General features: G+C 68.0%; 21 protein-coding genes. 12 read left to right on the top strand and 9 right to left on the bottom strand.

Going from position 1 to position 23468, the window contains the following annotated elements:
- The first annotated feature begins 26 nt into the window (after window positions 1–26).
- The 8 genes from H7U20_RS11300 to H7U20_RS11265 all read left to right on the top strand — a co-directional run bounded on the left by H7U20_RS11300 (window position 27) and on the right by H7U20_RS11265 (window position 7987).
- A complete protein-coding gene (locus H7U20_RS11300; RefSeq protein ID WP_199759252.1) occupies window positions 27–269 on the top strand; it encodes a hypothetical protein in 243 nt (80 codons plus the stop codon).
- On the top strand, window positions 269–859 hold the full coding sequence (locus H7U20_RS11295; protein ID WP_199759251.1) for a tetratricopeptide repeat protein: 591 nt from the start codon (window positions 269–271) through the stop codon (window positions 857–859). The genes H7U20_RS11300 and H7U20_RS11295 overlap by 1 nt, the downstream gene beginning before the upstream one ends.
- Before the next feature lie 33 nt (window positions 860–892).
- Window positions 893–1399 (top strand): type VI secretion system contractile sheath small subunit, encoded by a 507-nt coding sequence (gene tssB / locus H7U20_RS11290; protein ID WP_199759250.1) that lies wholly within the window; start codon window positions 893–895, stop codon window positions 1397–1399.
- 1 nt (window position 1400) lies between these two features.
- A complete protein-coding gene (gene tssC / locus H7U20_RS11285) occupies window positions 1401–2885 on the top strand; it encodes a type VI secretion system contractile sheath large subunit (RefSeq protein WP_199759249.1) in 1485 nt (494 codons plus the stop codon).
- Between the two features lie 32 nt (window positions 2886–2917).
- Window positions 2918–3409, top strand: coding sequence for an Hcp family type VI secretion system effector (locus H7U20_RS11280; RefSeq protein ID WP_199759248.1), 492 nt, complete (start codon window positions 2918–2920; stop codon window positions 3407–3409).
- A gap of 179 nt (window positions 3410–3588) precedes the next feature.
- Window positions 3589–6204: a type VI secretion system ATPase TssH gene (gene tssH, locus H7U20_RS11275; RefSeq protein ID WP_199759247.1), complete on the top strand. Its 2616-nt coding sequence runs from the start codon at window positions 3589–3591 to the stop codon at window positions 6202–6204.
- Between the two features lie 42 nt (window positions 6205–6246).
- A complete protein-coding gene (gene tssA / locus H7U20_RS11270) occupies window positions 6247–7284 on the top strand; it encodes a type VI secretion system protein TssA (RefSeq protein WP_199759246.1) in 1038 nt (345 codons plus the stop codon).
- A 37-nt stretch (window positions 7285–7321) separates the two neighbouring features.
- Window positions 7322–7987, top strand: coding sequence for a tRNA-uridine aminocarboxypropyltransferase (locus H7U20_RS11265; protein WP_199759245.1), 666 nt, complete (start codon window positions 7322–7324; stop codon window positions 7985–7987).
- 94 nt (window positions 7988–8081) lie between these two features.
- Here H7U20_RS11265 and H7U20_RS11260 read toward each other — a convergent pair whose 3' ends face one another.
- Genes H7U20_RS11260 through H7U20_RS11250 form a run of 3 tightly spaced genes read right to left on the bottom strand, consistent with a single transcriptional unit; the run spans window position 8082 to window position 13446 of the window.
- On the bottom strand, window positions 8082–10979 hold the full coding sequence (locus H7U20_RS11260; protein WP_199759244.1) for an Hsp70 family protein: 2898 nt from the start codon (window positions 10977–10979) through the stop codon (window positions 8082–8084).
- A gap of 2 nt (window positions 10980–10981) precedes the next feature.
- Window positions 10982–12835, bottom strand: coding sequence for an Hsp70 family protein (locus H7U20_RS11255; protein ID WP_199759243.1), 1854 nt, complete (start codon window positions 12833–12835; stop codon window positions 10982–10984).
- A complete protein-coding gene (locus H7U20_RS11250) occupies window positions 12832–13446 on the bottom strand; it encodes a DUF2760 domain-containing protein (protein WP_199759242.1) in 615 nt (204 codons plus the stop codon). Before H7U20_RS11250 ends, H7U20_RS11255 begins: the two co-directional genes overlap by 4 nt.
- Window positions 13447–13753: 307 nt before the next feature.
- Between H7U20_RS11250 and H7U20_RS11245 the strand changes: the two genes are divergently transcribed.
- Window positions 13754–14908 carry a PA0069 family radical SAM protein gene (locus tag H7U20_RS11245; protein ID WP_233410675.1) on the top strand — a complete coding sequence of 385 codons (1155 nt, stop codon included), beginning with the start codon at window positions 13754–13756 and terminating at the stop codon, window positions 14906–14908.
- 75 nt (window positions 14909–14983) lie between these two features.
- Here the strand turns inward: H7U20_RS11245 and H7U20_RS11240 are convergent, their stop codons facing one another.
- A complete protein-coding gene (locus tag H7U20_RS11240; protein ID WP_199759241.1) occupies window positions 14984–15580 on the bottom strand; it encodes a gamma-glutamylcyclotransferase in 597 nt (198 codons plus the stop codon).
- A gap of 87 nt (window positions 15581–15667) precedes the next feature.
- Window positions 15668–16582 carry a LysR family transcriptional regulator gene (locus H7U20_RS11235; RefSeq protein WP_199759240.1) on the bottom strand — a complete coding sequence of 305 codons (915 nt, stop codon included), beginning with the start codon at window positions 16580–16582 and terminating at the stop codon, window positions 15668–15670.
- A gap of 130 nt (window positions 16583–16712) precedes the next feature.
- On the opposite strand from H7U20_RS11235, the gene H7U20_RS11230 reads away from it, so the two are divergent.
- The 3 genes from H7U20_RS11230 to maiA are packed head-to-tail and all read left to right on the top strand — an operon-like array spanning window position 16713 to window position 18920.
- On the top strand, window positions 16713–17255 hold the full coding sequence (locus H7U20_RS11230; protein ID WP_199759239.1) for a VOC family protein: 543 nt from the start codon (window positions 16713–16715) through the stop codon (window positions 17253–17255).
- A complete protein-coding gene (locus H7U20_RS11225) occupies window positions 17252–18274 on the top strand; it encodes a fumarylacetoacetate hydrolase family protein (protein WP_199759238.1) in 1023 nt (340 codons plus the stop codon). Before H7U20_RS11230 ends, H7U20_RS11225 begins: the two co-directional genes overlap by 4 nt.
- Window position 18275: 1 nt before the next feature.
- The gene (maiA, locus tag H7U20_RS11220) at window positions 18276–18920 is read left to right on the top strand and encodes a maleylacetoacetate isomerase (protein ID WP_199759237.1); all 645 of its coding nucleotides are present in this window, start codon (window positions 18276–18278) and stop codon (window positions 18918–18920) included.
- 21 nt (window positions 18921–18941) lie between these two features.
- Here maiA and H7U20_RS11215 read toward each other — a convergent pair whose 3' ends face one another.
- Genes H7U20_RS11215 through H7U20_RS11200 form a run of 4 tightly spaced genes read right to left on the bottom strand, consistent with a single transcriptional unit; the run spans window position 18942 to window position 23230 of the window.
- Entirely contained in the window at window positions 18942–20108 is a 1167-nt protein-coding gene (locus tag H7U20_RS11215; RefSeq protein WP_199759236.1) for an ABC transporter permease, read from the bottom strand.
- Between the two features lie 21 nt (window positions 20109–20129).
- On the bottom strand, window positions 20130–21287 hold the full coding sequence (locus H7U20_RS11210; protein ID WP_199759235.1) for an ABC transporter permease: 1158 nt from the start codon (window positions 21285–21287) through the stop codon (window positions 20130–20132).
- A 3-nt stretch (window positions 21288–21290) separates the two neighbouring features.
- Window positions 21291–21983 carry an ABC transporter ATP-binding protein gene (locus tag H7U20_RS11205; RefSeq protein WP_199759234.1) on the bottom strand — a complete coding sequence of 231 codons (693 nt, stop codon included), beginning with the start codon at window positions 21981–21983 and terminating at the stop codon, window positions 21291–21293.
- Window positions 21984–22009: 26 nt separating this feature from the next.
- Complete coding sequence (locus H7U20_RS11200; protein ID WP_199759233.1) at window positions 22010–23230, bottom strand: efflux RND transporter periplasmic adaptor subunit; 1221 nt, start codon at window positions 23228–23230, stop codon at window positions 22010–22012.
- Between the last annotated feature and the right edge of the window lie 238 nt (window positions 23231–23468).

The raw sequence follows: 23468 nt of genomic DNA, 5'->3' as shown, positions 1-23468 counted from the left end.
TCGCGCTCCGGTTGCCATGGCGAACCATGCTGGCACCGAAGCGGGGGACTTTGTTTGATGGGAAGCAAAAGTTGTTCAGCTTGAATTTTTCATCGGCGGCGCGGCGTCGATGCTTGCCTCAGCGCAAGCGTCGGCGCTTTGCCATGTCGTCGGCGGTCGGCAAAACCCCTTGTCTTGCGCCACCGCAATTGCGCACCCAACCGTTGATTAATAATGGCCTCCACCCCCAAAGCAGCTTTCCTTTCTTTTTGACAAAGGAGATTCGTTGATGAATCCCAAACACGTTTTATCCAGCCTGGCCTGTGCCCTGCTGCTGTCGGCCTGCGCCACGGACGGCGACAACGTCCGCAGCGACAAATCGGTCGTCCCGACCTTGGAGCGCGCCTTGGTCGATGCCGACAGCGCCATCGCCGCCGGCCACAGCGACAGGGCGCAGAGCATCCTGAAAACCGCCGCCACCAGCTACCCGGCCGACAAGACGCCGTGGCTGCACCTGGCCCAGCTCAAGTTCGACCGCGCCAGCTACGGCGAGGCCATCATGCACGCGCTGGAAGCCTTGCAGCGCGATCCGAGCGACAAGCTGGGTAACAGCATCGTCGCCGTCAGCGGCTTGCGCCTGTCGACCAAGGCGCTGGCCGATCTGAGCCAGCAAAACAATCTGAACGGTCCGCTGCGCTCGGAGGCGCAGGACCTGGCCAAGCTGCTGCGCTCCAGCTTGGGCGAGGACGTGCTGGTGCCGTCGGCCGCCAGCCAGCGCCGCGCCGCCGCGCCGGCGAAGAAGTCGGCCGGCCCGGCCGTGGCGCCGGCCAAGTCGGCCAACCAGTCGAACAGCAGCGATCCTTTCGGCGCCCTCAAGTGAGCGCCTTCCCCGTCCTTTATTGATGGAGTAGTTATGGCAAACGGAGACAGTGTGCAAAAGCGCCTGAGCAAGGTGCGTCCGCCACGGGTGCAGATGACCTACGACGTGGAAATCGGCGACGCGATGGAGAACAAGGAGCTGCCCTTCGTGGTCGGCGTGGTGGGCGACTTCGGCGGCAATTCGGCGCTCGAACAGAAGCGCCTGAAGGACCGCAAGTTCGTCAACATCGACAGCGGCAATTTCGACGAGGTGCTGGGCGGCGTGGCCCCGGTGGCGCGCTTCCTGGTGTCCAACCAACTGAGCGGGGAGGGCGAGTTCGCCGTCGAGCTGCGCTTCCGCACGATGGACGATTTCCGACCCGAGTCGGTGGTGCGCCAGGTGGCGCCGCTGCGCAAGCTGCTCGAGGCGCGCGGCAAGCTGGCCGACCTGCGCAACAAACTGGCCGGCAACGACAAGCTGGAAGACATCCTCACCGATGTGCTCAACAACACCGACCAGCTGTCGCAGCTGAAGGCCAAACAACCGGCGCAGGAGGAATGACATGTCCGCTCAATTGAATGCCGCATCGCCTGCCGCCACGGCGCAGCAGGTCAACCTGCTCGACCAGATCGTCGAACAGAGCAAGATCGCCAAGTCCAGCGTCGAGCACGCGCGCGCCAAGGACATCATCTCCGAGCTGGTCAGCCAGGTGCTGGAGGGGACGGTGGTGATGTCGCAGAATCTGTCGGCGACCTTGGACGCGCGCGTGGCCGAACTGGATGGCCTGATCTCCAGCCAGCTGAGCGCCATCATGCACGCGCCGGCCTTCCAGAAGCTGGAGCAGAGCTGGACCGGCCTGCACTACCTGGTGCGCAACTCGGCCACCGGCCAGGGGCTGAAGATCCGCATGCTCAACGCCACCAAGCGCGAGCTGGTGAAGGACTTCCAGAGCGCGCTGGAGTTCGACCAGAGCGCCGTGTTCAAGAAGGTCTACGAGGAGGAGTTCGGCACCTTCGGCGGCGCGCCCTACGCGGCGCTGCTGGGCGACTTCGAGATCTCGCGCCAGCCGGAGGACATCTACTTCGTCGAGCAGATGTCGCACGTGGCGGCGGCCGCGCACGCGCCCTTCATCACCGCCGCCGCGCCCGAGCTGTTCGGCCTGGAGGGCTACGGCGACCTGGGCAAGCCGCGCGACCTGTCGAAGGTGTTCGACACCGTCGAATACACCAAGTGGAAGGCCTTCCGCGAGTCGGAGGACGCGCGCTACGTCGGCCTGACGCTGCCGCGTTTCCTCGGCCGCCTACCGTTCAACCCGGTCGACGGCACCACCGTCGAGGGCTTCAACTTCGTCGAGGAGGTCGACGGCAGCGACCATCACAAATACCTGTGGTGTAACGCCGCCTACGCCTTCGGCGCCAAGCTGACCAAGGCCTTCGACGATTACGGCTGGTGCGCGGCGATCCGCGGCGTCGAGGGCGGCGGCCTGGTCGACGATCTGCCCACCCACACCTTCAAGACGGACGAGGGCGAGGTGGCGCTGAAGTGTCCGACCGAGGTGGCCATCACCGACCGGCGCGAGAAGGAGCTGAGCGACCTTGGTTTCATCTCCCTGGTCCACTGCAAGAACACTTCCTACGCCGCCTTCTTCGGCGCGCAGTCGGCGCAGAAGGCCAAGAAGTACAACAGCGACGCGGCCAACGCCAACGCCGTGTTGTCGTCGCAGCTGCAGTACATTTTCGCCGTCTCGCGCATCGCCCACTACATGAAGGCGATGATGCGCGATAAGGTCGGCAGCTTCACCGCCGCCAGCAATGTGGAGGACTTCCTCAACCGCTGGCTGATGAAGTACGTGCTGCTCGACGATAACGCCAGCCAGGAACAGAAGGCCCAGTTTCCGCTGCGCGAAGCGTCGGTGCAGGTGCACGAGGTGGCCGGCCGGCCCGGCGTGTACCGCGCCGTGTCCTTCTTGCGGCCGCACTTCCAGCTTGACGAGCTGTCCGTTTCCCTCCGACTGGTCGCGGAGCTGCCGCAGACGACCAACCGCTGACATTCCCACCACACCCACATGAGGAGCATGCAATGGCAATCGACGTTTACCTGTACATCGACGGCATCAAGGGCGAGTCGGCCGACGACCGCCACAAGGACTGGATCGAATGCAAATCGGTCAGCTGGGGCGTGGAGCAGCCGAAGTCGGCCACCGCCTCGACGGGCGGCGGCCACACCGCCGAACGCTGCGAGCATCGCGACATCGTCATCTCCAAGCTGGCCGACCTGTCCTCGCCGATCCTGCTGCAAACCTGCGCGGCCGGCCGCACCATCCCCAAGGCCAGGTTCGAGTTCATGCGCGCCGACGCCCAGGGCGAGCGGGTCAAATATTACGAGATCGAGATCGAGAACGTGTTGATCGGTGCGGTCTCGCCCAGCGTCGATGAAGGCGACATTCTGACCGAACAGGTCGGCTTCAAATTCTCCAAGGTGCGCTGGAAGTACACCCAGCAAAAGATCACCGGCGGCGCCGGCGGCAACACCTCCGGCGGCTGGGACCTGTCCAGCAACCGCATCGTCTGAGCGGTTTGAGGGCGGCGGCGCGGCGCGGCCAGTCCCGCCGCGCCGCTTGTGCCTATTTCGCCACGCTGTCCCCGCCACATCCCCTTTGTGCAAGCCGGCGCCATTGCCGCCGCGCTGCCGTCGCGCGGGCCGCAAGCGGCCGCGCATCCGATCAATCGTAGCGCAGGCGGAGCACCAGCATGAGCATCAATCTGAAAACCCTGATCGGCAAGCTGAACGACACCACCCGTCTGGCCGCCACGCGCGCCGCCAGCATCTGCGTCGGCCTGGGGCAGTACGAGGTCGACATCGAACACCTGTTCCTGGCCCTGCTCGAGCAGGAGCGCTGCGACTTCGTGCAGATCGCCCGCAAGTGCGACATCAGCCCGGGCGCGCTGGAGGCCGACCTGCGCCGCGAGGTGGCCGGCTTCAAGAGCGGCAGCAGCCGCACGCCGGTGTTCTCCCGGCATCTGCCGACCTTGTTCGAGCACGCCTGGTTGATCGCCTCGCTGGCCACGCCGCAGCCGGACAATATCCGCAGCGGCCATCTGCTGCTGGCGCTGCTGACCGAGCCGGACCTGGCCCAACTGGCGCAGCGCGGCTCGCGCCTGTTCGGCAAATTCCCGCTCGACCAGCTCAAGCACCATCTGGACAAATTCGCCCACGGCTCGCAGGAAGAACAGTTGGCCGCGGCGGCGGATGCCGACGCCGTCGGCGAGATGGTCGATCCGAGCGCCAGCCGCACGCCGGCGCTGGACCAGTTCACCAGCAACCTGAGTCGGCTGGCGCGGGAGGGCAAGCTCGATCCGGTCATTGGCCGCGAGGCGGAGATCCGCCAGACCATCGACATCCTCATGCGGCGGCGGCAGAACAACCCGATCCTGACCGGCGAGGCCGGCGTCGGCAAGACCGCCGTGGTCGAGGGGTTGGCGCTGCGCATCGCCGCCGGCGCCGTGCCGCCGGTGCTGCAGGGCGTGCAGATCCACACGCTGGACATGGGCCTGTTGCAGGCCGGCGCCAGCGTCAAGGGCGAATTCGAGAACCGCCTCAAGCAGGTCATCGAGGAGGTGAAGAGAAGCCCGCACGCCATCGTCCTGTTCATCGACGAGGCGCACACGATGATAGGCGCCGGCGGCCAGGCCGGTCAGAACGACGCCGCCAACCTGCTCAAGCCGGCGTTGGCGCGCGGCGAATTGCGCACCATCGCCGCCACCACCTGGAGCGAGTACAAGAAGTACTTCGAGAAGGACGCGGCCTTGGCGCGACGCTTCCAGGTGGTCAAGGTGGAAGAGCCGTCGGCGGAGGTGGCCTGCGCCATGCTGCGCGCGATGGTGCCGCTGATGGAGCGCCACTTCAAGATCCGCGTGCGCGACGAGGCGGTGACCGAGGCGGTGCGTCTGTCGCAGCGCTACATCAGCGGGCGCCAGTTGCCGGACAAGGCGGTCAGCGTGCTCGATACGGCCTGCGCCAAGGTGGCGCTGGGGCAGAGCGCGGCACCGGCCCAGCTGGAGCTGGCCGCCGCCGGCATGGCGCGCTTGGGCGCCGAAATCGCCGCGCTGGAGCGCGAAGACGCCGACATTGGCGCCGACGGGGCCGCACACCGCGCGCGCCTGCGGCAGCTGCGCCAGGCGCGTGAGGAATACCAATGCCAGCATGGTTTGCATGCCGAGCGCTGGGAGCAGGAGAAGGCCATCGCCGCCGAGATAGCCCAGCTGCAGGCGTGCGGCGAGGCGCAGGCGGCGCGGGCGCTCAGGGAGGAGCTGGTCCAGCTGCAGGGCGACGCGCCGATGCTGCCGCTGGAGGTGGACGGCCATGTCGTCGCCGCCATCGTCTCCGGCTGGACCGGCATCCCGCTCGGCAAAATGGTGCGCGACGAGATACGCGGCGTGCTCCGGCTGCAGGACGCGCTGCGCCAGCGCGTGCTGGGCCAGCCGCACGCGATCGAGGCGGTGGCGCAGCGCGTGCGCACCTCGCGCGCCAACCTGGACGACCCGGACAAGCCGAAGGGCGTGTTCCTGTTCGTCGGCCCGTCCGGCGTCGGCAAGACCGAGACGGCGCTGGCGCTGGCCGACCTGCTGTACGGCGGCGAGCGCAAAATGGTCACCATCAATATGAGCGAGTACCAGGAGGCGCACAGCGTGTCCGGCCTGAAGGGTTCGCCGCCCGGCTACGTCGGCTACGGCGAGGGCGGCGTGCTGACCGAGGCGGTGCGGCGCAACCCTTACAGCGTGGTGCTGCTCGACGAGATCGAGAAAGCCCACCCGGACGTGACCGAACTGTTCTTCCAGGTGTTCGACAAGGGCGTGCTGGAGGACGCCGAGGGCCGCGAGGTGGACTTCCGCAACACCATCATCATCGCCACCTCGAACGCCGGCTCGGCGGCGCTGATGCAGGCCTGCCTGAACAAGCCGGCGGCGGAACTGCCCTCGGCCGAGGAGCTCGAACAGCTGCTGCGGCCGCAGTTGATGAAGCACTTCAAGCCGGCCTTCCTCGGCCGCTTGAAGGTGGTGCCCTACTATCCGATCGGCGACACGGTGCTGGCGCAGATCATCGCCCTCAAGCTGGACCGCATCGGCCAGCGCATCCAAGCCAACCACCAAGCGGAGTTCAGCTACGACGAGGCGCTGGTGGAGGCGGTGTTGGCGCGCTGCACCGAAGTCGACTCCGGCGCACGCAACGTCGACCATATCCTTAACGGCAGCCTGCTGCCGCAACTGGCCGAGGCGCTGCTGGCGCGCATGGTCGACGGCGCGGCGACCAACAAGATCCGCGCCGGCGTCGACGGCAAGGACCAGTTCAAGTACACCATCGAGTAGCGCACCAGTAAGCGCCAGTAAGCACCATCGCGGAGGACCACCATGTTCAATATCGCGCAACTGCTCGTTCCCATCAGCGTGGCCAGCCCCTGCGGCGACGACATTTCCTTCAGCAGCGAAGTGGACGACATCGCCAAGGCGCGCCAGCACGACGACCCCAGCCTGGATCAGGGCGAGTGGGTGGTGGCGTTGAAGGAGGCCGATTGGCCGTTGGTGGCCAGCCGCTGCGCCAAGCTGATCGCGGCCAAGAGCAAGGACCTGCGCCTGGCGGTGTGGTTGGCCGAGGCGCGCGCCAAGAGCCACCACTTCCGTGGCCTTGGCGAGGGCTACGCGCTGCTGGCGGGTCTGTGCGAACAGTACTGGGACGGTTTGCATCCGGCCGCCGACGATGGCGATTACGAGCAGCGCATCGGCAACCTGTGCTGGCTGTTGTCGCGCACGCCGCCGCTGGTGCGCGAAATGCCGCTGACCGAGGGCCAGCCCTTCAGCTTGGCCGATTTCGAGCTGGCGCGGCAGCGCTCGGCCGGCGTCCCGGTCGACGCCGGCCAGCCGTGGAGCGTGGCCGCCGTCATCGACCCGACACTGGCCGAGATGGAGGCGGAGCGCCGGCGTAATTCGTCCGCTTTCAATGACCAGCTGCTGGCCGACGCCGAGTATTGTCTGGCCATGCTGGAGCAGCTGGAGCGCGTGCTGGACCAGCGTTTGGGCGCCGACGGTCCCGGCTTCAGCATGGCGCGCGAAGCACTACGCGGCGCCCTGCACGCGATTGCGCCGCTGGTCGCCAGGGCCGACGCGGGCGACAGCGCCACGCCCGCAGCCGCAGCCGGCGAGGGTAGGGCGTTCTCCGCCAACCGTGTCGATGGCGCGTTACAGAACCGCGCGCAGGCGCTGGCGCAGCTGCGCCAAGTGGCCGACTTCTTCCGTCGCACCGAGCCGCATAGTCCCGTCGCGTACCTGGCCGACAAGGCGGCGCATTGGGGGGAGCTGCCACTGCATTTGTGGTTGCGCGAGGTGATCAAGGACCCCGCCGCGATGGCCGGATTGGCGGAGCTGCTCGGCGCCGGCGCGGCGGCGGAGTGACGCCATTGCGCTTGTGGCGGCGGTACAATGGCGGCCTATGTCCCATGCCGCCGAATCCCACCCTCTTCCACGCGCCCGCCGCGTTCTCTGCGACCGCTGCCAGCGGCCGCAGCAAACCTGCATCTGCCATTGGGTGACGGCGCTGCCGAACCTGGTCGACGTGCTGCTGTTGCAGCATCCGCTGGAGGTGGCCAACGCCAAGGGCAGCGCGCGGTTGCTGGATCTTTGCCTGCAGCGCAGTGCGATGGTGGTGGGCGAGACCTTCGCGCCAGAGGCTTTGCTGGCGCTGCTGCAAAGCGACCGCCGCCGCGCCGTGTTGCTGTACCCGGACACGGCGGACGAGCGCTCGCTCGGCATCCCGCCGCCGCCGCCCTTCGACCCCGAGTGGATGGGTGAGCCGCAGCGTTTGCGCCTCGTGGTGTTGGATGGCACCTGGCGCAAGAGCCGCAAGATGTTGTATCTGAATCCGCTGTTGCAGCAGTTGCCACGCCTGCAGCTGCGCGACACGCCGCCGTCGCACTACCTGATCCGCAAGGCGCATCTGCCGGACCAGTTGTCGACCTTGGAGGCGAGCTGCTACGCGCTGGCCCAGTTGGAGGGCGCGCCGCACCGCTACGATCCGCTGATCGCTGCCTTCGATGGATTTGTGGCGCAGCAGCAGGGCTATGTGCCGCCTCGCGTGGTGACTGCGACGGCGCCCTAGCGCCCGGCCGCAGGCGCGAAGCCATGCACCCGCCATACGCCGCATGTTGTCTGGCGCAGCATGGGTTCCCGCCTGCGCGGGAACGACAGGGGGATTACGAAATCAGCTTGAGGCCGGGGGGCAGCGCCTCGCCCAGCAGGCGCTTCTCACTCAACTGGTCGAGCTGCACCACTTCGCGGACCATCGCCGACCAACTGGCCGGCGCGCCGGTCGCGCCCAAACGCCGCACAATCTCGGCGCGTAGCCGCAAGTTGATGTCGCGCGAACGGTCGCCGGTCATGCGCGCCAGATGGGCCGCCGCGAAGCCGGCCGGCTCGACCTTCTTCCAGTCCAGCGCCAGGATGGCGCTCAGCCACTGCTCGACCGTCTCCACCGGCGCCACGTCGTGGGCGCTGCCGTGGAAGGGTTGGCGCGCGCCGACCCGGCCCAAACCCCATAGATACTTGGCCTGCGCGGCATCGGCCTTGGGGCCGGCGGCCTGCTCCAGCTGGCCCAGCATCCACGCGCCGATCTCGGCCTTGTAGTTACCGGGGATGCGTTCGAGCGAGGCGCCCAGACGCAGCATGTCGTCCTCGCTGCCGCCGACCAGCGTGACGGGGCGGCGCGCCCGCTCCGCCAGGTCGGCCTGCACGTTGAAGGCGAAGTCGTCGAGCAGGCGCAGTTGCGCCGTCGCGTCCAGGCCGCCGCAGACGCGGCGCCACAGGGTCCACCATTCGGCGCAGACCTGGCTGTCCTTGGGATGCTGGGCGCCGGCTTCGAACAAGGCCCACAACTGCTCGATGCGCCACTCGTCGAGCGCGTAACCGAAGCCGGGCCGCAGACAGTAGCCGGTCAGGTTGAGCCAGACGCGCTCGTGCTCGGCCGAGCGGCGCCGGCCCTTGGCGCGCTGCAGCAGGGCGTCGAATAGCTGGCGCAGCATCGGCGTTTCCCAGCGTTCGCGGCTGCCGAGCAGTCCCTCAAGCTGGCTACGCAACTGGCGCACGTCCTTGCTCTCGACCTGCTGGGCGCGGCCGCCGAAAATGCGCTCGATCCGCTCCAGCGCCTCGTTGAAGCGCGGCGGCAGCTTGGCTTGCTCGCTGTCGCCGTCGCTGTTGCTGTCGCCGTCGCTGTCGTCGTCGGACTGGCCGGCGCCGCTCCCGCCACGCGCCGCCTTGGCGTCGCCGCCATGCTCGCGCAGCTGGAACTGCAGCAGCCAGCGCTGCGCCTTGTCGCCACCCTCTGCGCTGGAGACGCAATGCACCTCCAAGGTGCCGACCTCGGTCAGCGCGGTGGCCAGTTGCACCGGCACTTCCTTGCGGCTGTTGTCGCCATCGGCGCGCAGCACGGTGGCGATGGTCGGCAGGCGCTGGTAGTCGCCCTGGTTCAGGTCGACCAACTCGCCCAGCTGCGGCGCGGCGCCGGCCTGGGTGGTCGACGACACCAGATAGAAGCGCACCGGCCGGCCCAGGCGCAGCGCAAAGCTGCGCTCGGCCAGCAGGATTTCGCGGCCCTCGGCGCTGCCGCGTGGCAGGATGCAGATGGCGCGGCGCGGTTGGTCGCCGCGCGCCTCCTCGTCCAGCACCAGATAGTAACTGCGTGCCGAGCCGCCGCCGATGGTCGGCGCCCGTCCCAGCTGGCCCAGCGCGTAGGCGACGCCGCCACGCGCCACGGCGACGTCCGGGTTGTCGTTGTGGAGCACGCGCAGCGGCTGGCCGCGCCAGACCGCCAGCACGGCTTCCAGGCGCTTGGCCAGCGCGTCGGCGCGGAACACGCCGCCGTTGAGCAGCAGCGTGTCCGGAATCACCGGCGCGGCGCCGGGCGGCAAACCCAGCGCCTCGCGCGCGGCAGCGGCGTGCTGCTGCAGGAAGGCCGCCAGGTGACGCGTGATGGCGGCGTCGGCGGCGTAGGGCAGGCCGAATTCGACGATGCCGCCACGGCCCCGTTTGGGCTGTTCCAGCACGTCCACCTGCGGGAAGAAGCCGTCCACCACCAAGTGTTCGACTTCGTCGCGGCGCAGTTCCGCCGAGCGGCTGGCGCCGATCAGGCGGGCGCCGGCACCCAGCAGGGTGACGTTGACCTGCTCCGGCGCGTCGGCCGCCAGCAGTTGTTCCTTGGCGGCGCGGCAGCGTTCCGTCAACTGCGATAGGCGGCTGGCCGACAGCCGCGCGCCGCCCGCATCGCCATCCGCCAAACGCGCCTCGACCAGATGGGCCAGGGCCAGATCCATATTGTCGCCACCCAGGATCAGGTGGTTGCCGACGCCGATGCGGCTGATGCGCGGTGCGCCGTCGACCAGCTCGACCTTGATCAGGCTGAAGTCGGTGGTGCCGCCGCCGACGTCGCAGACCAGCACCAGGCGGGTCTGCGCCAGCTCGGCGGCGAGCGTCGCGCGGTGGCGGAACAGCCAATCGTAGAAGGCCGCCTGCGGCTCCTCCAGCAGGCGCAGCGTCGGCAGGCCGGCCAGCCGTGCCGCCTCCAGCGTCAGCGCGCGGGCGCCTTCATCGAACGAAGCGGGAATGGTTAAAACGATTTGCTGTTGTTCCAGCGGCTGCCGCGGGAAGCGCGTGTTCCACGCCGCGCGCAGGTGCGCCAGATAACTGGCGCAGGCCGCCACCGGCGAGACCCGCGCCACCTCGGGTTCGGCGCCCCACGGCAAAATCGGCGCCATGCGGTCGACATTGGGATGCGACAGCCAGCTCTTGGCGCTGGCCACCAGCCGGCCCGGCACCTGGCCGCCAAGCTTGCGCGCGGCGCGGCCGATGACGACCTGCTCCACGCCGCCGGCATCGTCCTGTCGCCACGGCAGTTGCAGCTCGCCCGGCGCCAGCTCGCCGGCGGCCGGGTGGTAGCGCAGCGACGGCAGCAAGGACCCGGCAGCAACCTCGCCGGGTGCCACCAGTTGCTCGATCTCGAACAGCTTGATCTGCTCCGCGCCGGGCTTGGCGCCCGGCGCAGAGTAGGCCAGCACCGTGTTGGTGGTGCCCAGGTCGATGCTGACGAGGTAGTGCGCCATCGTTATGCCGCGGCGCTGCCGCGCACGTCGAACTCCACCTTCCAGCGCTGGCCGTCCTTGGCCACCGCCAGTAGTTCCAGCGTGCCGGAGTCGGTGGCCAGCGCGTGTAGCTTGACCTGCACCACGTCGCCCGACTGGCGGCCTTCCGGCGACAGCGTGGCCTGGATCTCATTGAGTTCGATCAGCTCGTCGGCGCCCCAGAAGTCGAGCATATCGCCGATCTGGTCCTGCCGGCGCACCGAGGAACCGAAGAAGCGGAAGTGCACCGGCTCGCCGACCACCAGGCCGAACTCCTGCGCCGGCAATTCCATCTCGCCGCCTTCCTCCATGCCGAACGGCGCCACGCACAGCGCCTGGATCGGCGGCTCCATGCCGGGGATGGCCGGCATGGCCGACTCCACCGCCACGTAGTAGGAGCGCGCCGTGCCGCCGCGAATGCGCACGCCGCTGCCGCGCCGCACGTAGCTGTAGTAGGCCGCGCCGCGCGCCACCGCCAGATCGAGGTCGGCGCCGCCGAGCATGCGCGCCGGCTCGGCGCCTTCCAGATACAGCCAGTCGTTGATGGTGCCCATCACGCGCTCGGCCAGCAGTGCCGACTTGAACACGCCGCCGTTGAACAGCACGGCGGTCGGATGCAGGAAGCTGGCGTCCGGCGCGACGCGGCCGGCAAAGCCTTCCAGTTCAGCCGTGGCGCCCAGTTGGCGCGCCAGGAAGGCGGCCAGGTGGCGCGTGATGCCGGCGTCCTGCGCGTACGGCAGGCCGAGCTGGGTCAGGCCGGCGCGGCTGCGCACGGCCGGCCGCGCCGACGCGTCGACGGCGGGGAAGAAGCCGTCGAGGATGAAGCTCTTCACCTCGTCGCGGGTCAGCTCGGTGCGGATCGAACCGCCGATCAGTTTCGAGCCACGGCTAGGCACCACGATGGGCCAAGTGTCGACGTCGGCGTCGGCCAGCAGGGCCTCCTTGGCCGAGCGGCAGCCGTAGGTCAGCGCGCGCATTTGCCAGGCGTCGAGCTGGTTGCCGGCGGCGGCGACCTTGCGCGCCACCAGGTGGGCCAAGGCCAGGTCCATATTGTCGCCGCCCAGCAGGATGTGGTCGCCCACGGCGATGCGGTGCGGTTCCAGCACGCCGTCGCGTTCCAGCACGGCGATCAGCGAGAAGTCGCTGGTGCCGCCGCCGACGTCGACCACCAGGATGATGTCGCCCGGCTTGACTTCCTTGCGCCAGCGGCCATCGCTGCCCTGTATCCAGCTGTACAGCGCCGCCTGCGGCTCCTCCAGCAAGGTCAGCGACTCGTAGCCGGCGGCGCGGGCCGCCTCGGCGGTCAGCTCGCGCGCGCCCGGATCGAAGGACGCCGGGATGGTGACGGTGACGGCTTGTTCGGCGAACGGCGCCTCGGGGTGGGCGGCGTCCCAGGCCTGGCGCAGGTGCGCCAGGTAGCGGGTCGAGGCGGCCAGCGGCGAGACGCGGCTGACCTCCTCCGGCGCATCGTTCGGCAGGATGGCGGCGCGGCGGTCGACGCCGGCGTGGCACAGCCAGCTCTTGGCGCTGGAGACCAGGCGGATCGGCGTGGTGGCGCCGCGGCTGCGCGCCATCTCGCCGGCCACGGCGCCTTGTTCCGCCTGGCTTTGTTGCCATGGCAGGGTCAGTTCACCGGGCGCCAGTTCGTCCGCGTGCGGCAGATAAAGGAAGGACGGCAGCAGCGCCAGTTCCTCGACGGTGCCGGGCGCGGTCAGTTGGGGAATCGCCAGCACGCCGTGCGCGGTTTTCTCGCCGTCGCTGGCGGCCAGGTCAACGTAGGACAGGGCGCTGTGGGTGGTGCCAAGGTCGATGCCGATGGCGTAGCGTGGCTGGCTCATAATTCCACCTCCGCCGGGGCCAGCACGGAGGCGTCGTGCGCGTCGGCCAGCTTGGGCAGGCGCACGCTGGAGGCGCGCCAGCCGCGATGGCTCAAGGCGCCACGGAACGGCGCCTTGCCGACCACGTTGCCGGTCAGGCGCACGGCGCTGGCGTCGAAGCCTTCTTCCAGCACGATGCGGCTGCCTTCGGCCTCGCTGCGCACCGCCTCGATGGTGAAGTGCTCGCGCAGCACCTTGCCGCAGCCCTCGTGGACCACGCGCGCGGCGGCGCCGATGTCGGCGTCCGAGTAGGCGCTCAGGTTCTCCTGGGTGAAGTCGATCAGGCGCGCTTCGCGCTGGAACAGGGTCAGCAACTGCAGGGCGGCGTCGGGCGCGGTGTCGCGCAGAGGCGCCGGCGCAGGAGCCGGGGCCGGCGCCGGCGCCGGTGCGGGCGTTGGCGCCGTTGCTGCGGCGACCGGCGCGGCGGCCGGCGTGGGCGTCAGCGGCGCGTCGGCCAGGCGCACGATGCGCGCGGCGTATTCGGCGTCGGACAGGGTGCTGAAGAAGGCGCCGAAGGCCAGGGGGATTCTGCGCCAGAACGAGGGCAGAGCCGGTGTGCTCGAATTGTTCATAATGTGCTCGCGAATAGTCAATATCGGGGCGCCGCCACGCTCTTGGGCGGCATCCTGAAAATGTGTGGGTGGGTCAGGGGCGTTGGGCCCGCCATGCCGCAGAAATGCACTGGGCGAGGCGCGGGGATCGTCGATCCCCGGATTTGTTGGCATGATACCAGCAAGCGGGCGGCCGCCACAGGGTCTAGGCGCAAGGCGCGGGGCCGCATGTGCGCCGGGGCGATGATATTTTTTCATGGTTGAGCTTGATAAGCTGATTTGCGCGGCATAGAATACTGTTCATATATACAGTATTGGTGAGTGAGCTATGCCGGATGATGAACAACTGGAAGGGCAGGCGATGTTGCCGCCACGGCCGCTCAAGGCGAGCAAGGGGCGCGGCGCCGTGTCCAATCTGCAGGGCCGCTTCGACAAGCAGGCCCGCGAGGAATACGACGACGGCTGGCCGCGCGAGGAGGAGGAGCCGCGCGGCTGGAAGACCCAGGTCACCGAGGAGCAGGCCAAGACCATCCTCAGCCGCAATAGCTCGCCGGATCTGCCGTTCGGCGTGTCGCTCAACCCCTATCGCGGTTGCGAGCACGGATGCATTTACTGCTACGCGCGGCCGACCCACAGCTATCTGGGACTGTCGCCGGGTTTGGATTTCGAGAGCAAGATTTTCGCCAAGGTCAACGCGCCGGAATTGCTGCGCCGCGAGCTGGGCAAGGCCGCGTATGTGCCGGAGTCGATCGCGCTGGGCGTCATCACGGACGCCTACCAACCCTGCGAGCGCGAACTGCGGCTGACCCGCCGCATCCTTGAGGTGCTGCAAGAATGCGAGCATCCGGTCGGCCTGATCACCAAGTCGGCGCTGATCGAGCGCGACATCGACATCCTCGCGCCGATGGCCGCCAAGCGCCTGGCCACCGCCGCCATCACCTTGACCACGCTCGATCCGACCATCGCGCGCACGCTGGAGCCGCGCGCGGCGGCGCCTGCGCGGCGCCTGCGCGCCATCCGCACGCTGACGGACGCCGGCATTCCGGTCAGCGTCAGCATTTCGCCCATCATTCCCTTCGTCACCGAGCCGGAAATCGAACACCTGCTGGAGGCGGCGCGCGACGCCGGCGCCGTCCACGCCCATTACGTGGTGCTGCGCTTGCCGTGGGAGGTCAACCCCCTGTTCCAGCAATGGTTGCAGGCGCATTTTCCCGACCGGGCGCAACGGGTCATGAACCGCGTCCGCGAAATGCGCGGCGGCAAGGACTACGACAGCGATTTTGCCAGTCGCATGAAAGGCGAGGGCGTGTGGGCGGAGTTGATACGCCAGCGTTTCCAGATCGCCGTCGCCAGGCTCGGCTTGACGGGGCGCGGCGACCGCTTCAAGGGGCTCGACACCTCGCTGTTCCGGCGCCCGCTGGTGATCCCGCCGCTGGGCTCAAAGGCAAAGGAGGGCTCGGCCGGACAACTGGATTTGTTTTGAGGGCGACGGTTTAGGGGCACTTCGTTTAGGGGCACTTCGAATAGCCCGACTTTGTCATTCCGCATCGGCGGGTGTTTAGCGTTTCCCTTCGGCGTCCTGAGCGCCGGGCTTGCCCAGTTCGGCCAGATGTTGTTCGATGGCGAACACGTGCGGGTCGCTCTTGCCCAGCTCGCGCAGGGCGGCGGCAAGATGGTTCAGGTAGTCGCTGTTGGGGCCGCTCGGGCCGCTGGACTGGGCGATCTGGCGCGCGATGTCCAGCTCGGAGGCGGCGCCGAGGAAGGCCGTGTTGTCCTCGCTGGCGATGTAGACCAGGCCCGGCACGCTGCGGCCGTCGTCGAACAGGATGTCGCTGCTCAGGCGCAGGTAGCCGTTCTTCTCGCGGTGGTCGAGGTGCTCGAACACCTGCGGCGTGACCAGGTAGGCCATGCCGTGGCAGATGGCGCCGGCCTCGGCGATGATGGTGACGACGCGGCCCGGCGCCTCGGGCGTGCCGCGATGGTCGTGCGAGCCTTGCCAAAAGCGGCGCGTCCAGCCGGCGATGCTGGCCGGACGCCGCTCGATGTAGGGGAAGTCGGCCTTGTAGATCAGCGAGCCGTAGCCGAACAGCCAAACGCTGTCCTTGCCGGTGAGGTGGTCGGTTTGCCGGTTGGCGGCGATGGTGTTGGCACTCATGGTGGTCGAATTGTACAGATGGTTCGCAGGTTCCGCAGGTGTGGATAGCGTGGATGGCGTGGACGGGGCGGATGGCTGGGCAGGCGTTCAGGCCAGCGTCACGTTCCACTCGTGGGCGCCGACGAACTCGTGCAGGAAGGTGACGAAGCTCTCCGCCGCCGGCGACAGCGCGCGGGCGTTCTTGGTGTAGACGAAGAAGCGGCGCGTCAGCTCGGGGTCTTGCAGCAACCGCATCTGCAGGCCGTACAGCTTGACCATCGGTTCGGCGTAGGGCAGGCAGACGGTGATCCCCAGCTTGGCGCTGACCATGGCCAGCGCGGTGGTCATGAAGGTCACCTCGTTGTACGGGCTGAGCGACAGCTCGCGGAAGGACACGTGCATATCGTGCAGCAGCCGTTCGGTGAACTGGCCTTGCAGGGCGATGAAGGGGAAGTCGTTGACGTCGGCCCAACTGACGCGCTCGCGCTGCTCCAGCGCGTGGCCGGGCGGGAACACCAGCACGAAGGGCATCTCGAACAGCACCTGGGCGTCGATCTCGGCGGTCGGCTCGCGCTCCGGCCCGATGCCGAAGTCGACCTCGCCGCTGAACACGCGGGCCGACACGTTCTCCACCGGACAGTCGACCAGCTTGACCTGCACGTCCGGGTAGGCCAGCCGGTAGGCGGCGATCACCTCCGGCAGCAAGGTGCAGGACATCATCTGCGGCGCCGCCACCCGCACCATGCCCTTCTTCAACGCCTTGCGGTTGGCGATGTCGGCCATGGCGCCGTCCAAGTCCTGCAGCATCTTGTCGAACAGCGGATATAGCTCGCGGCCCAGCTCGGACAGCTGCGCCTTGCGGGTGGTGCGTTCGACCACTTTCACGCCGAGCAGTTGCTCCAGCTCCTTGATCTGCCCGCTCAGGGCCGACTGCGTCACGTGCAGATATTCGGCCGCCAGCGTGAAGCTGCCGGTCTTGGCGAGGGCGACCAGGGCGCGCATTTGGCGCAGGCTAGGATTCATAAGAAATTCTGATAAGTGGAGGTAAAAATACTGTTTGTATGATATCTGAAACTGGATTCTAATGCTAAGCATAGATGCCGCGCCCGTCGCAATCGACCCGCAGCGAACGAATTGACCCCCGGAGACAACGATGAAAATCAAACAAATCCACCATGTGGCCTACCGCTGCATCGACGCCAAGCAGACCGTCGACTGGTATGTGAAACACCTGAACATGAACTTCGTGCTGGCCATCGCCGAGGACGAGGTGCCGTCGACCAAGGCGCCGGACCCGTATATGCATGTCTTCCTCGACGCCGGCCACGGCAACGTGCTGGCCTTCTTCGAGCTGCCGACCCAGGCGCCGATGGACCGCGACCACAACACGCCGGCCTGGGTGCAGCATCTGGCGCTGGAAGTCGACAGCATGGAAGAACTGCTGGCCGCCAAGGAACGCCTGGTCGCCGGCGGCGTCGAGGTGCTCGGCCCGGTCAACCACACCATCTTCAAATCGATCTACTTCTTCGACCCGAGCGGCCACCGTCTGGAGCTGGCCGCCAACACCGGCACGCCGGAGATGATGCAGCAGCTCGACGCGGTCAAATGGGACATGCTGGAGGAGTGGTCGCGCACGCGCAAGGCGCCCAAGCACGCCGCCTGGATGCACGCGCCGCAAGCGGAGGTGAAGGCATGAAGCTCGCCACCCTGAAAAACGGCGGCCGCGACGGCGCCCTGGTGGTCGTCAGCCGCGACCTGGGCCACTACCTGGCCGTGCCGCAGATCGCCGCCACGCTGCAGCAGGCGCTGGACAACTGGGACGCCATCGCGCCGCAGCTGGAGCAGGTCTACACCGCGCTCAACGCCGGCGCCGCCTCGCTGGCCCAGCCCTTCGAGCAGGCCTTGTGCCACTCGCCGCTGCCGCGCGCCTACCAGTGGGCCGACGGCTCGGCCTACATCAACCACGTCGAGCTGGTGCGCCGCGCCCGCAACGCCGAGGTGCCGGCCTCGTTCTACACCGACCCGCTGATGTACCAGGGCGGCTCGGACAGCTTCATCGGTCCGCGTGATCCCATCTTCGTGCTGTCGGAAGACTGGGGCATCGACCTGGAGGCGGAAGTGGCGGTCATCACCGGCGACGTCGCCATGGGCGCCACCGACGCCGACGCCGCCAAGGCGATCCGCCTGGTGATGCTGGTGAACGACGTCTCGCTGCGCAACCTGATCCCCAACGAGCTGGCCAAGGGCTTCGGCTTCTTCCAGTCGAAGGCGGCCAGCGCCTTTTCGCCGGTGGCGGTCACGCCGGACGAATTGGGCGGCCACTGGGCCGACACCAAGCTGCACCTGCCGCTGTTGGTGGAGTTGAGCGGCAAACCCTTCGGCAAACCGAACGCCGGCGAGGACATGACCTTCAACTTCGCCCAACTGGTGGCGCACGCGGCGCGCACGCGCGAGCTGGCGGCCGGCACCATCATCGGCTCCGGCACGGTGTCGAACAAGCAGGGCAATCTGCACGGTTCGAGCATCGAGAACGGCGGCGTCGGTTACTGCTGCCTGGCCGAGGTGCGCATGTACGAAACCATCGAAGAGGGCAAGCCGAAGACCGGCTTCCTCAAGTTCGGTGACAGCGTGCGCATCGAGATGCGCGACGCGCAGGGCGCCAGCATCTTCGGCAGCATCGAGCAGACCGTCGCCCACTACCAGGAGCGCCGCTGAGATGAAGTTCTACACCTACTTCCGTAGCTCGGCCTCGTATCGGGTGCGCATCGCGCTGAACCTGAAGGGGCTGGACTACGAAGCGGTGCCGGTGCATTTGCTGCGCAACGGCGGCGAGCAGCTGACCGACGCCTACCGCGCCGTCAATCCCAGCGCGCTGTTGCCGGCGCTGGAGGAGGACGGCGTGGTGCTCAGCCAGTCGCTGGCGATCATCGAGTATCTCGACGAGACGCGGCCGTCGCAGCCCTTGCTGCCGGCCGATCCGCTCGGCCGCGCCCGCGTGCGCGCGCTGGCGCAGACGGTGGCCTGCGACACCCATCCGCTGTCGAATCTGCGCGTGCTCAAGTATTTGCGCGGGCCGCTCGGTTTGTCGGAGGAGCTCAAGCAGCAGTGGATCAGCCACTGGATCAGCGAGGGCATGGCGATGCTGGAGGCGCACCTGGCGCGCGATGCGCAGACCGGCCGCTTCTGCCACGGCGACACGCCGACCGTGGCCGACTGCTGCCTGGTGCCGCAGGTGTTCAACGCGCAGCGCTTCGGGGTCGACATGACGGCGTATCCGACCGTCATGCGCATCCACGCCAACTGCGCCGCGCTGCCGGCCTTCATCCAGGCGCACCCGGCGCAACAGCCCGACGCCGAATAGGCGCCGCAGTTTTACATCACCTCAGGCGGCGCGCAGCGCATCGACGATCTTCATGCGCGCCGCCCGCAGGGCCGGCAGGAAGCCGCCCACCATCCCCATCCCCAACGAGAACAGCAGCGTCTTGAACACGATCGCCGCGTTCAGCTTGAAGCCGAAGGCCAGCTCGGAGAAGGACTGGAAGTTGGTCGTCGAGAACGACAGGAACTGCATCAGCGAGGCGAAGGCCAGCCCGACCACGCCGCCCGCCACCGCCAGCAGCATGGACTCGGTCAGAAACGCGGCGAGGATGTTCCTGCGCTGGAAACCCAACGCGCGCAAGGTGCCGATCTCGCCGACCCGGTTGGCCACCGAGGCGTACATGGTGATGGTGGCGCCTATCATCGCGCCGATGGAAAAAATCACCGACAAGGTCAGGCCGAGGATGCTGATGAAGGTCGACAGCGCGCGCGACTGGTCCGAGTAGAAGGTTTGCTCGCGCTTGGCGTCCAGCGTCAGCCGCTGGTCGCCCTCGACGTCCCTCTTGAAACCGTCGAAGCGGCCGCGGTCGCCCAGGCGCAGCACGATGGACGAGTAGGCGGTGCGGCGGAAGGCTTGCATCAGCTGGTCGGCGTCGCCCCAGATCTCCGAGTCGAAGCCGCTGTTGCCGGCGTCGAACAGGCCGACCACGGTCCACTCGCGCTGGCCGAAGCGCAGCGTCTCGCCGATGCCGGCGCCGGAGAAGCGCCGCGCGATGCTGGCGCCGGCGATGATCTCCGAGGCGCCCGGGCGGAACATGCGGCCGGCCGTCAGCTTGACCTGCGGCCGCAGCGCCAGCGCCCGTTCGCCGACGCCGCGAATGATGATGTTGGACGGCTTGTCCGAGCCGCGCTTGTTGAGCGAGATGAGCACCAGCGTTTCCTTCGACAGCATGGGCTGGCCGTCGCTGCCCAGGCCGATGGCCGGATGGCTGGCGACGATGTTGGCCTGGCCGCGCTCGACGCCGCTCTGCACCTCGGTCTCGGCGGAGCGGCGGATCAGCACCACGTTGTCGTACTCGCCGGTGGTGACCAGGGTGTTGCGCAAGCCCTCGTCGAGCATCAGCACGGCGGCGAAGACGAACACCACCAGCGCCAGGCCGCCGGCCGTCAGCGCCGTGGTCAGGCGGCGCGCCCACAGGTTGCGCGCGATGTAGGAAAAGGGAATGTTCATCGGTGCCGGTTCATGGTGGTGTCATCCTATGCTGCGCAGGCCGTCGACGATGTTGACGTGGATCGCCCGCAGCGTCGGCGCGATGGCCGCCACCACGCCGATGCCCAGCGCCGCCAGCACCTGCTGCAGCACCGTCAGCGGCGCCACCTCGAACACCGGGAACATGGTGCCCAGCTGGGCGGCGAAGCCGGCCGCCACCGGGTAGAGCAGGGCGATGCCCAGGCCGGCGCCGGCCAGGGCCAGCAGCATCGACTCGCCGAAGATCAGCGACGCCAAAAAGCCCGGGCCGAAGCCGAGCGCCTTCAGCGTGGCGTACTCGCCGAGCCGCTCGCGCGCGCTCATCGCCATGGTGTTGGCCATCACCGCCATGATGATCAGGATGACCACGAAGGAGACCACCCGGATCGCCACCACGATCGCCTCCGACATCGAGACGAAGCCGAGCTGGAAGGCCTTCTCGGTCTCGGTCAGCGTCTCGGCCAGCGAGTTGCCGAACTGCGCGTCGACTGTGGCCGAGATGGCGGCGGCGTCCTCGGCGTGGGCGATCTGCAGCACATACACGCCGATCTGGTTGCCGCGCCGTGGCGCCGTCTTCAGGATGCTCTCGTTGATGTAATCCCAGTGGAAGAACATGGTCGCCGTGTTGGTGCCGCTCTGGCGTCCGTCGTAGATGCCGCGCACCACGAACTCCCACTGGCCGGGGTAGATGGTGCCCTTGATCGGAATCACGTCGCCGACCTTGAAGCCGTACTGCTGCGCCAGTTTGCGGCCGACGATGGCGCCCTTGCGGTCGCGCAGGAAGGCGCCGCGCTCGGCCTCGGGCAGCAGGTAGTCGGGATAGATGTCGAGGTAGCTCTGGCCGGAGATGGCGAACTGGGCGAAGAAGTTCTTCGGGTCCTGGTAGACGCCGCCGAACCAGTTGGCGTAGCCGACCCCGCTCACGCCGTCGACGGCGCGCAGCTTGGCCTGGTAGGACAGCGGCAGCGGGAACACCAGCGAGGTCTTGTTGCGCGTGACGAGGGTGGTGTTGGAGGCGCCCTCGGCGCCGGCGTACCAGGCGTTGACCACCGTTTGCAGCAGGCCGAAGGAGAGCGTCGCCACCACCAGGCCGAGCACCGTCAGCGTGGTGCGCAGCCTGTGGCGCAGGGCGTTTTTGACGATCATGCGCAGCGCGTACATGGGCTAGCCGGCCACGGCCGGTTCGGCCAGCAGCTCGCCTTTTTCCAGGTGCACCATGCTGCGCGCCTGCGCCGCCGCGTTGGCGTCGTGGGTGACCATGATGATGGTCTTGCCCAACTCGCGGTTGAGCTGGTTCAGCAGGGCCAGCACCTCGCCGGCGGACTGGCGGTCCAAGTCGCCGGTCGGTTCGTCGGCGACGATCAGGGTCGGGTCGGTGACGATGGCGCGGGCGATCGCCACGCGTTGCTGCTGGCCGCCGGACAGCTCGTTGGGCGTGTGGTCCATGCGGTCGGACAGCTTGACCATCGCCAGCGTCAGCTCGACGCGCTCGCGCCGTTCGCGCCGCGACAGCCTGGTCAGCAACAGCGGCAGCTCGACGTTCTCGTAGGCCGTCAGCACCGGCATCAGGTTGTAGAACTGGAAGATGAAGCCGATGTTGGCGGCGCGCCAGCGCGCCAGCTCGCTCTCGCCCATGCTGGCGATGTCGAGGCCGGCGACGCGCAGCACGCCGCTGTCCGGTTTGTCGATGCCGGCGATCAGGTTGAGCAGGGTGCTCTTGCCCGAGCCGGAGGGACCCATCAGCGCGGTGAAGTCGCCCGACTGGATGGTCAGGCTGATGTCGGTCAGCACCGGCACGACCTGCCCGCCGCGCCGATAGGATTTCACCAGGTGTTCGATCTGGACCAGTGGCTGCATGCCTTGTTTTCCTTGTGTGGTAAGGCTTACTTCTTCACCACGGCGACCAGCTGGCCGTCGTGCAGTTTGGCGTCGGGCGCCAGCACCACCTTGTCGCCGGCCTTCAGGCCGCGGACTTCGACCAGCTCGCCGATTTTGCGCCCGCTGCTCACCGCCACCTGTCTGAGCTTGTCGCCGTCGACCACGAAGGCCACCGGCTTGCCGTCGCGCGTGACGATGGCGGCCGGCTGCAGGGCGGTGACGGCCTGCTTGTCGGCGGCCGGCACCGGCTTGGACAGGAAGGCCACCTTGGCGCTCATGTCCGGCAGCACGCGGGCGTCGCGCTCGGCGAAGCGCACCTTGACCAGCAAGGTGGCCTTGCTGCGGTCCACGGTCGGCACCATGCGCGAGACCACGCCGGCCAGGCGCAGCTCGGGGAAGGCGTCGAGCTGGATCTCGGCCGGCTGCGCGGCGCCGATCTTGCTCAGGTTCGACTCCGACACGTCGGCCTCGACCTCCAGCGTGTCCATGTCGGCGATGGTGACCACCGCGCCCTTGCTGTCGGCGGCCGAGGAGAACGGTGTGATGTTGTCGCCGACGTTGGCGCTCTTGGTCAGGATCACGCCGTCGAACGGCGCGCGGATCACCGTCTGGTCCAGCGCCACCTGCGCCACCTGGGCGTTGGCCTGGGCCGCCGCGATGCCGGCGCGGTAGCCGCTGATGTTGGCCTTGGCCTTGTTCAGGCGCGCCCGCGCCGTGTCGAAGCTGGCGGCGGCGATGAAGTTTTGCTTGAGCAGGTCGGCCGCGCGCTGAAAGGCGGCCTGGGCGTCGGCCAGCTCGGCCAGTCCCTGTTCCAGGTTGGCCTGGGCCACCTTGATGTTGGCCTGCGCCTGGCCCAGGCTGGCGCTGACGTCGCGGTTTTCCAGGCGGGCGACGACCTCGTCCTTCTTGACCCGGCTGCCTTCGAGCACGCCGAGCCATTCGAGCCGCCCGGTGGCCTTCGATGACAGCGCCGCCTTGCGCTGCGCCACCACATAGCCGGTGGCGTTGAGCAGCGTGTAGTTCTGCGCCGGATAGGCTTGCGCCACCGTCACCGTCTCCACGCTGGGCTTGCCGTTCAACAGGCGTCCCGCCGCCACGGCCAGCGCCGCCAGCAGCGCCACGCCGAGCGCCAGCTTGAGCCAGCGCCGCCGCTGCGAGCGTTGGCCGGGAATCTGCGCCGTCGGCGCCCGTTCGATTTTGAGCTTGGAGATGTCTGGAGTTGCCACGTATTACCTCGAAAAGGGTAGGGCTGAGCGGTGGGGCGGGCGAAAGACCCGATGATACTGCTACATAGTTGAAATAAACGCAAGAGGCGCCGCTGAAGGCCCAATGCCGTTCAGTTAAGGCGCCGGCGGCTAGCCAAACCACCCAGAGGCAGAGAACCGGGGTCAGACCCGGCGGGTCTGACCCCGGCTCCACGCCGGTGGTTTTTCTTGATTGCGCTACAATTTGTCCTTTCCCGCC

The sequence above is a fragment of the Rugamonas violacea genome (assembly GCF_016461825.1).
Lineage (GTDB): Bacteria > Pseudomonadota > Gammaproteobacteria > Burkholderiales > Burkholderiaceae_D > Rugamonas.
The sequence above is the reverse complement of the archived record's forward strand: the minus strand, read 5'-3'. Positions and strand labels throughout refer to the sequence as shown.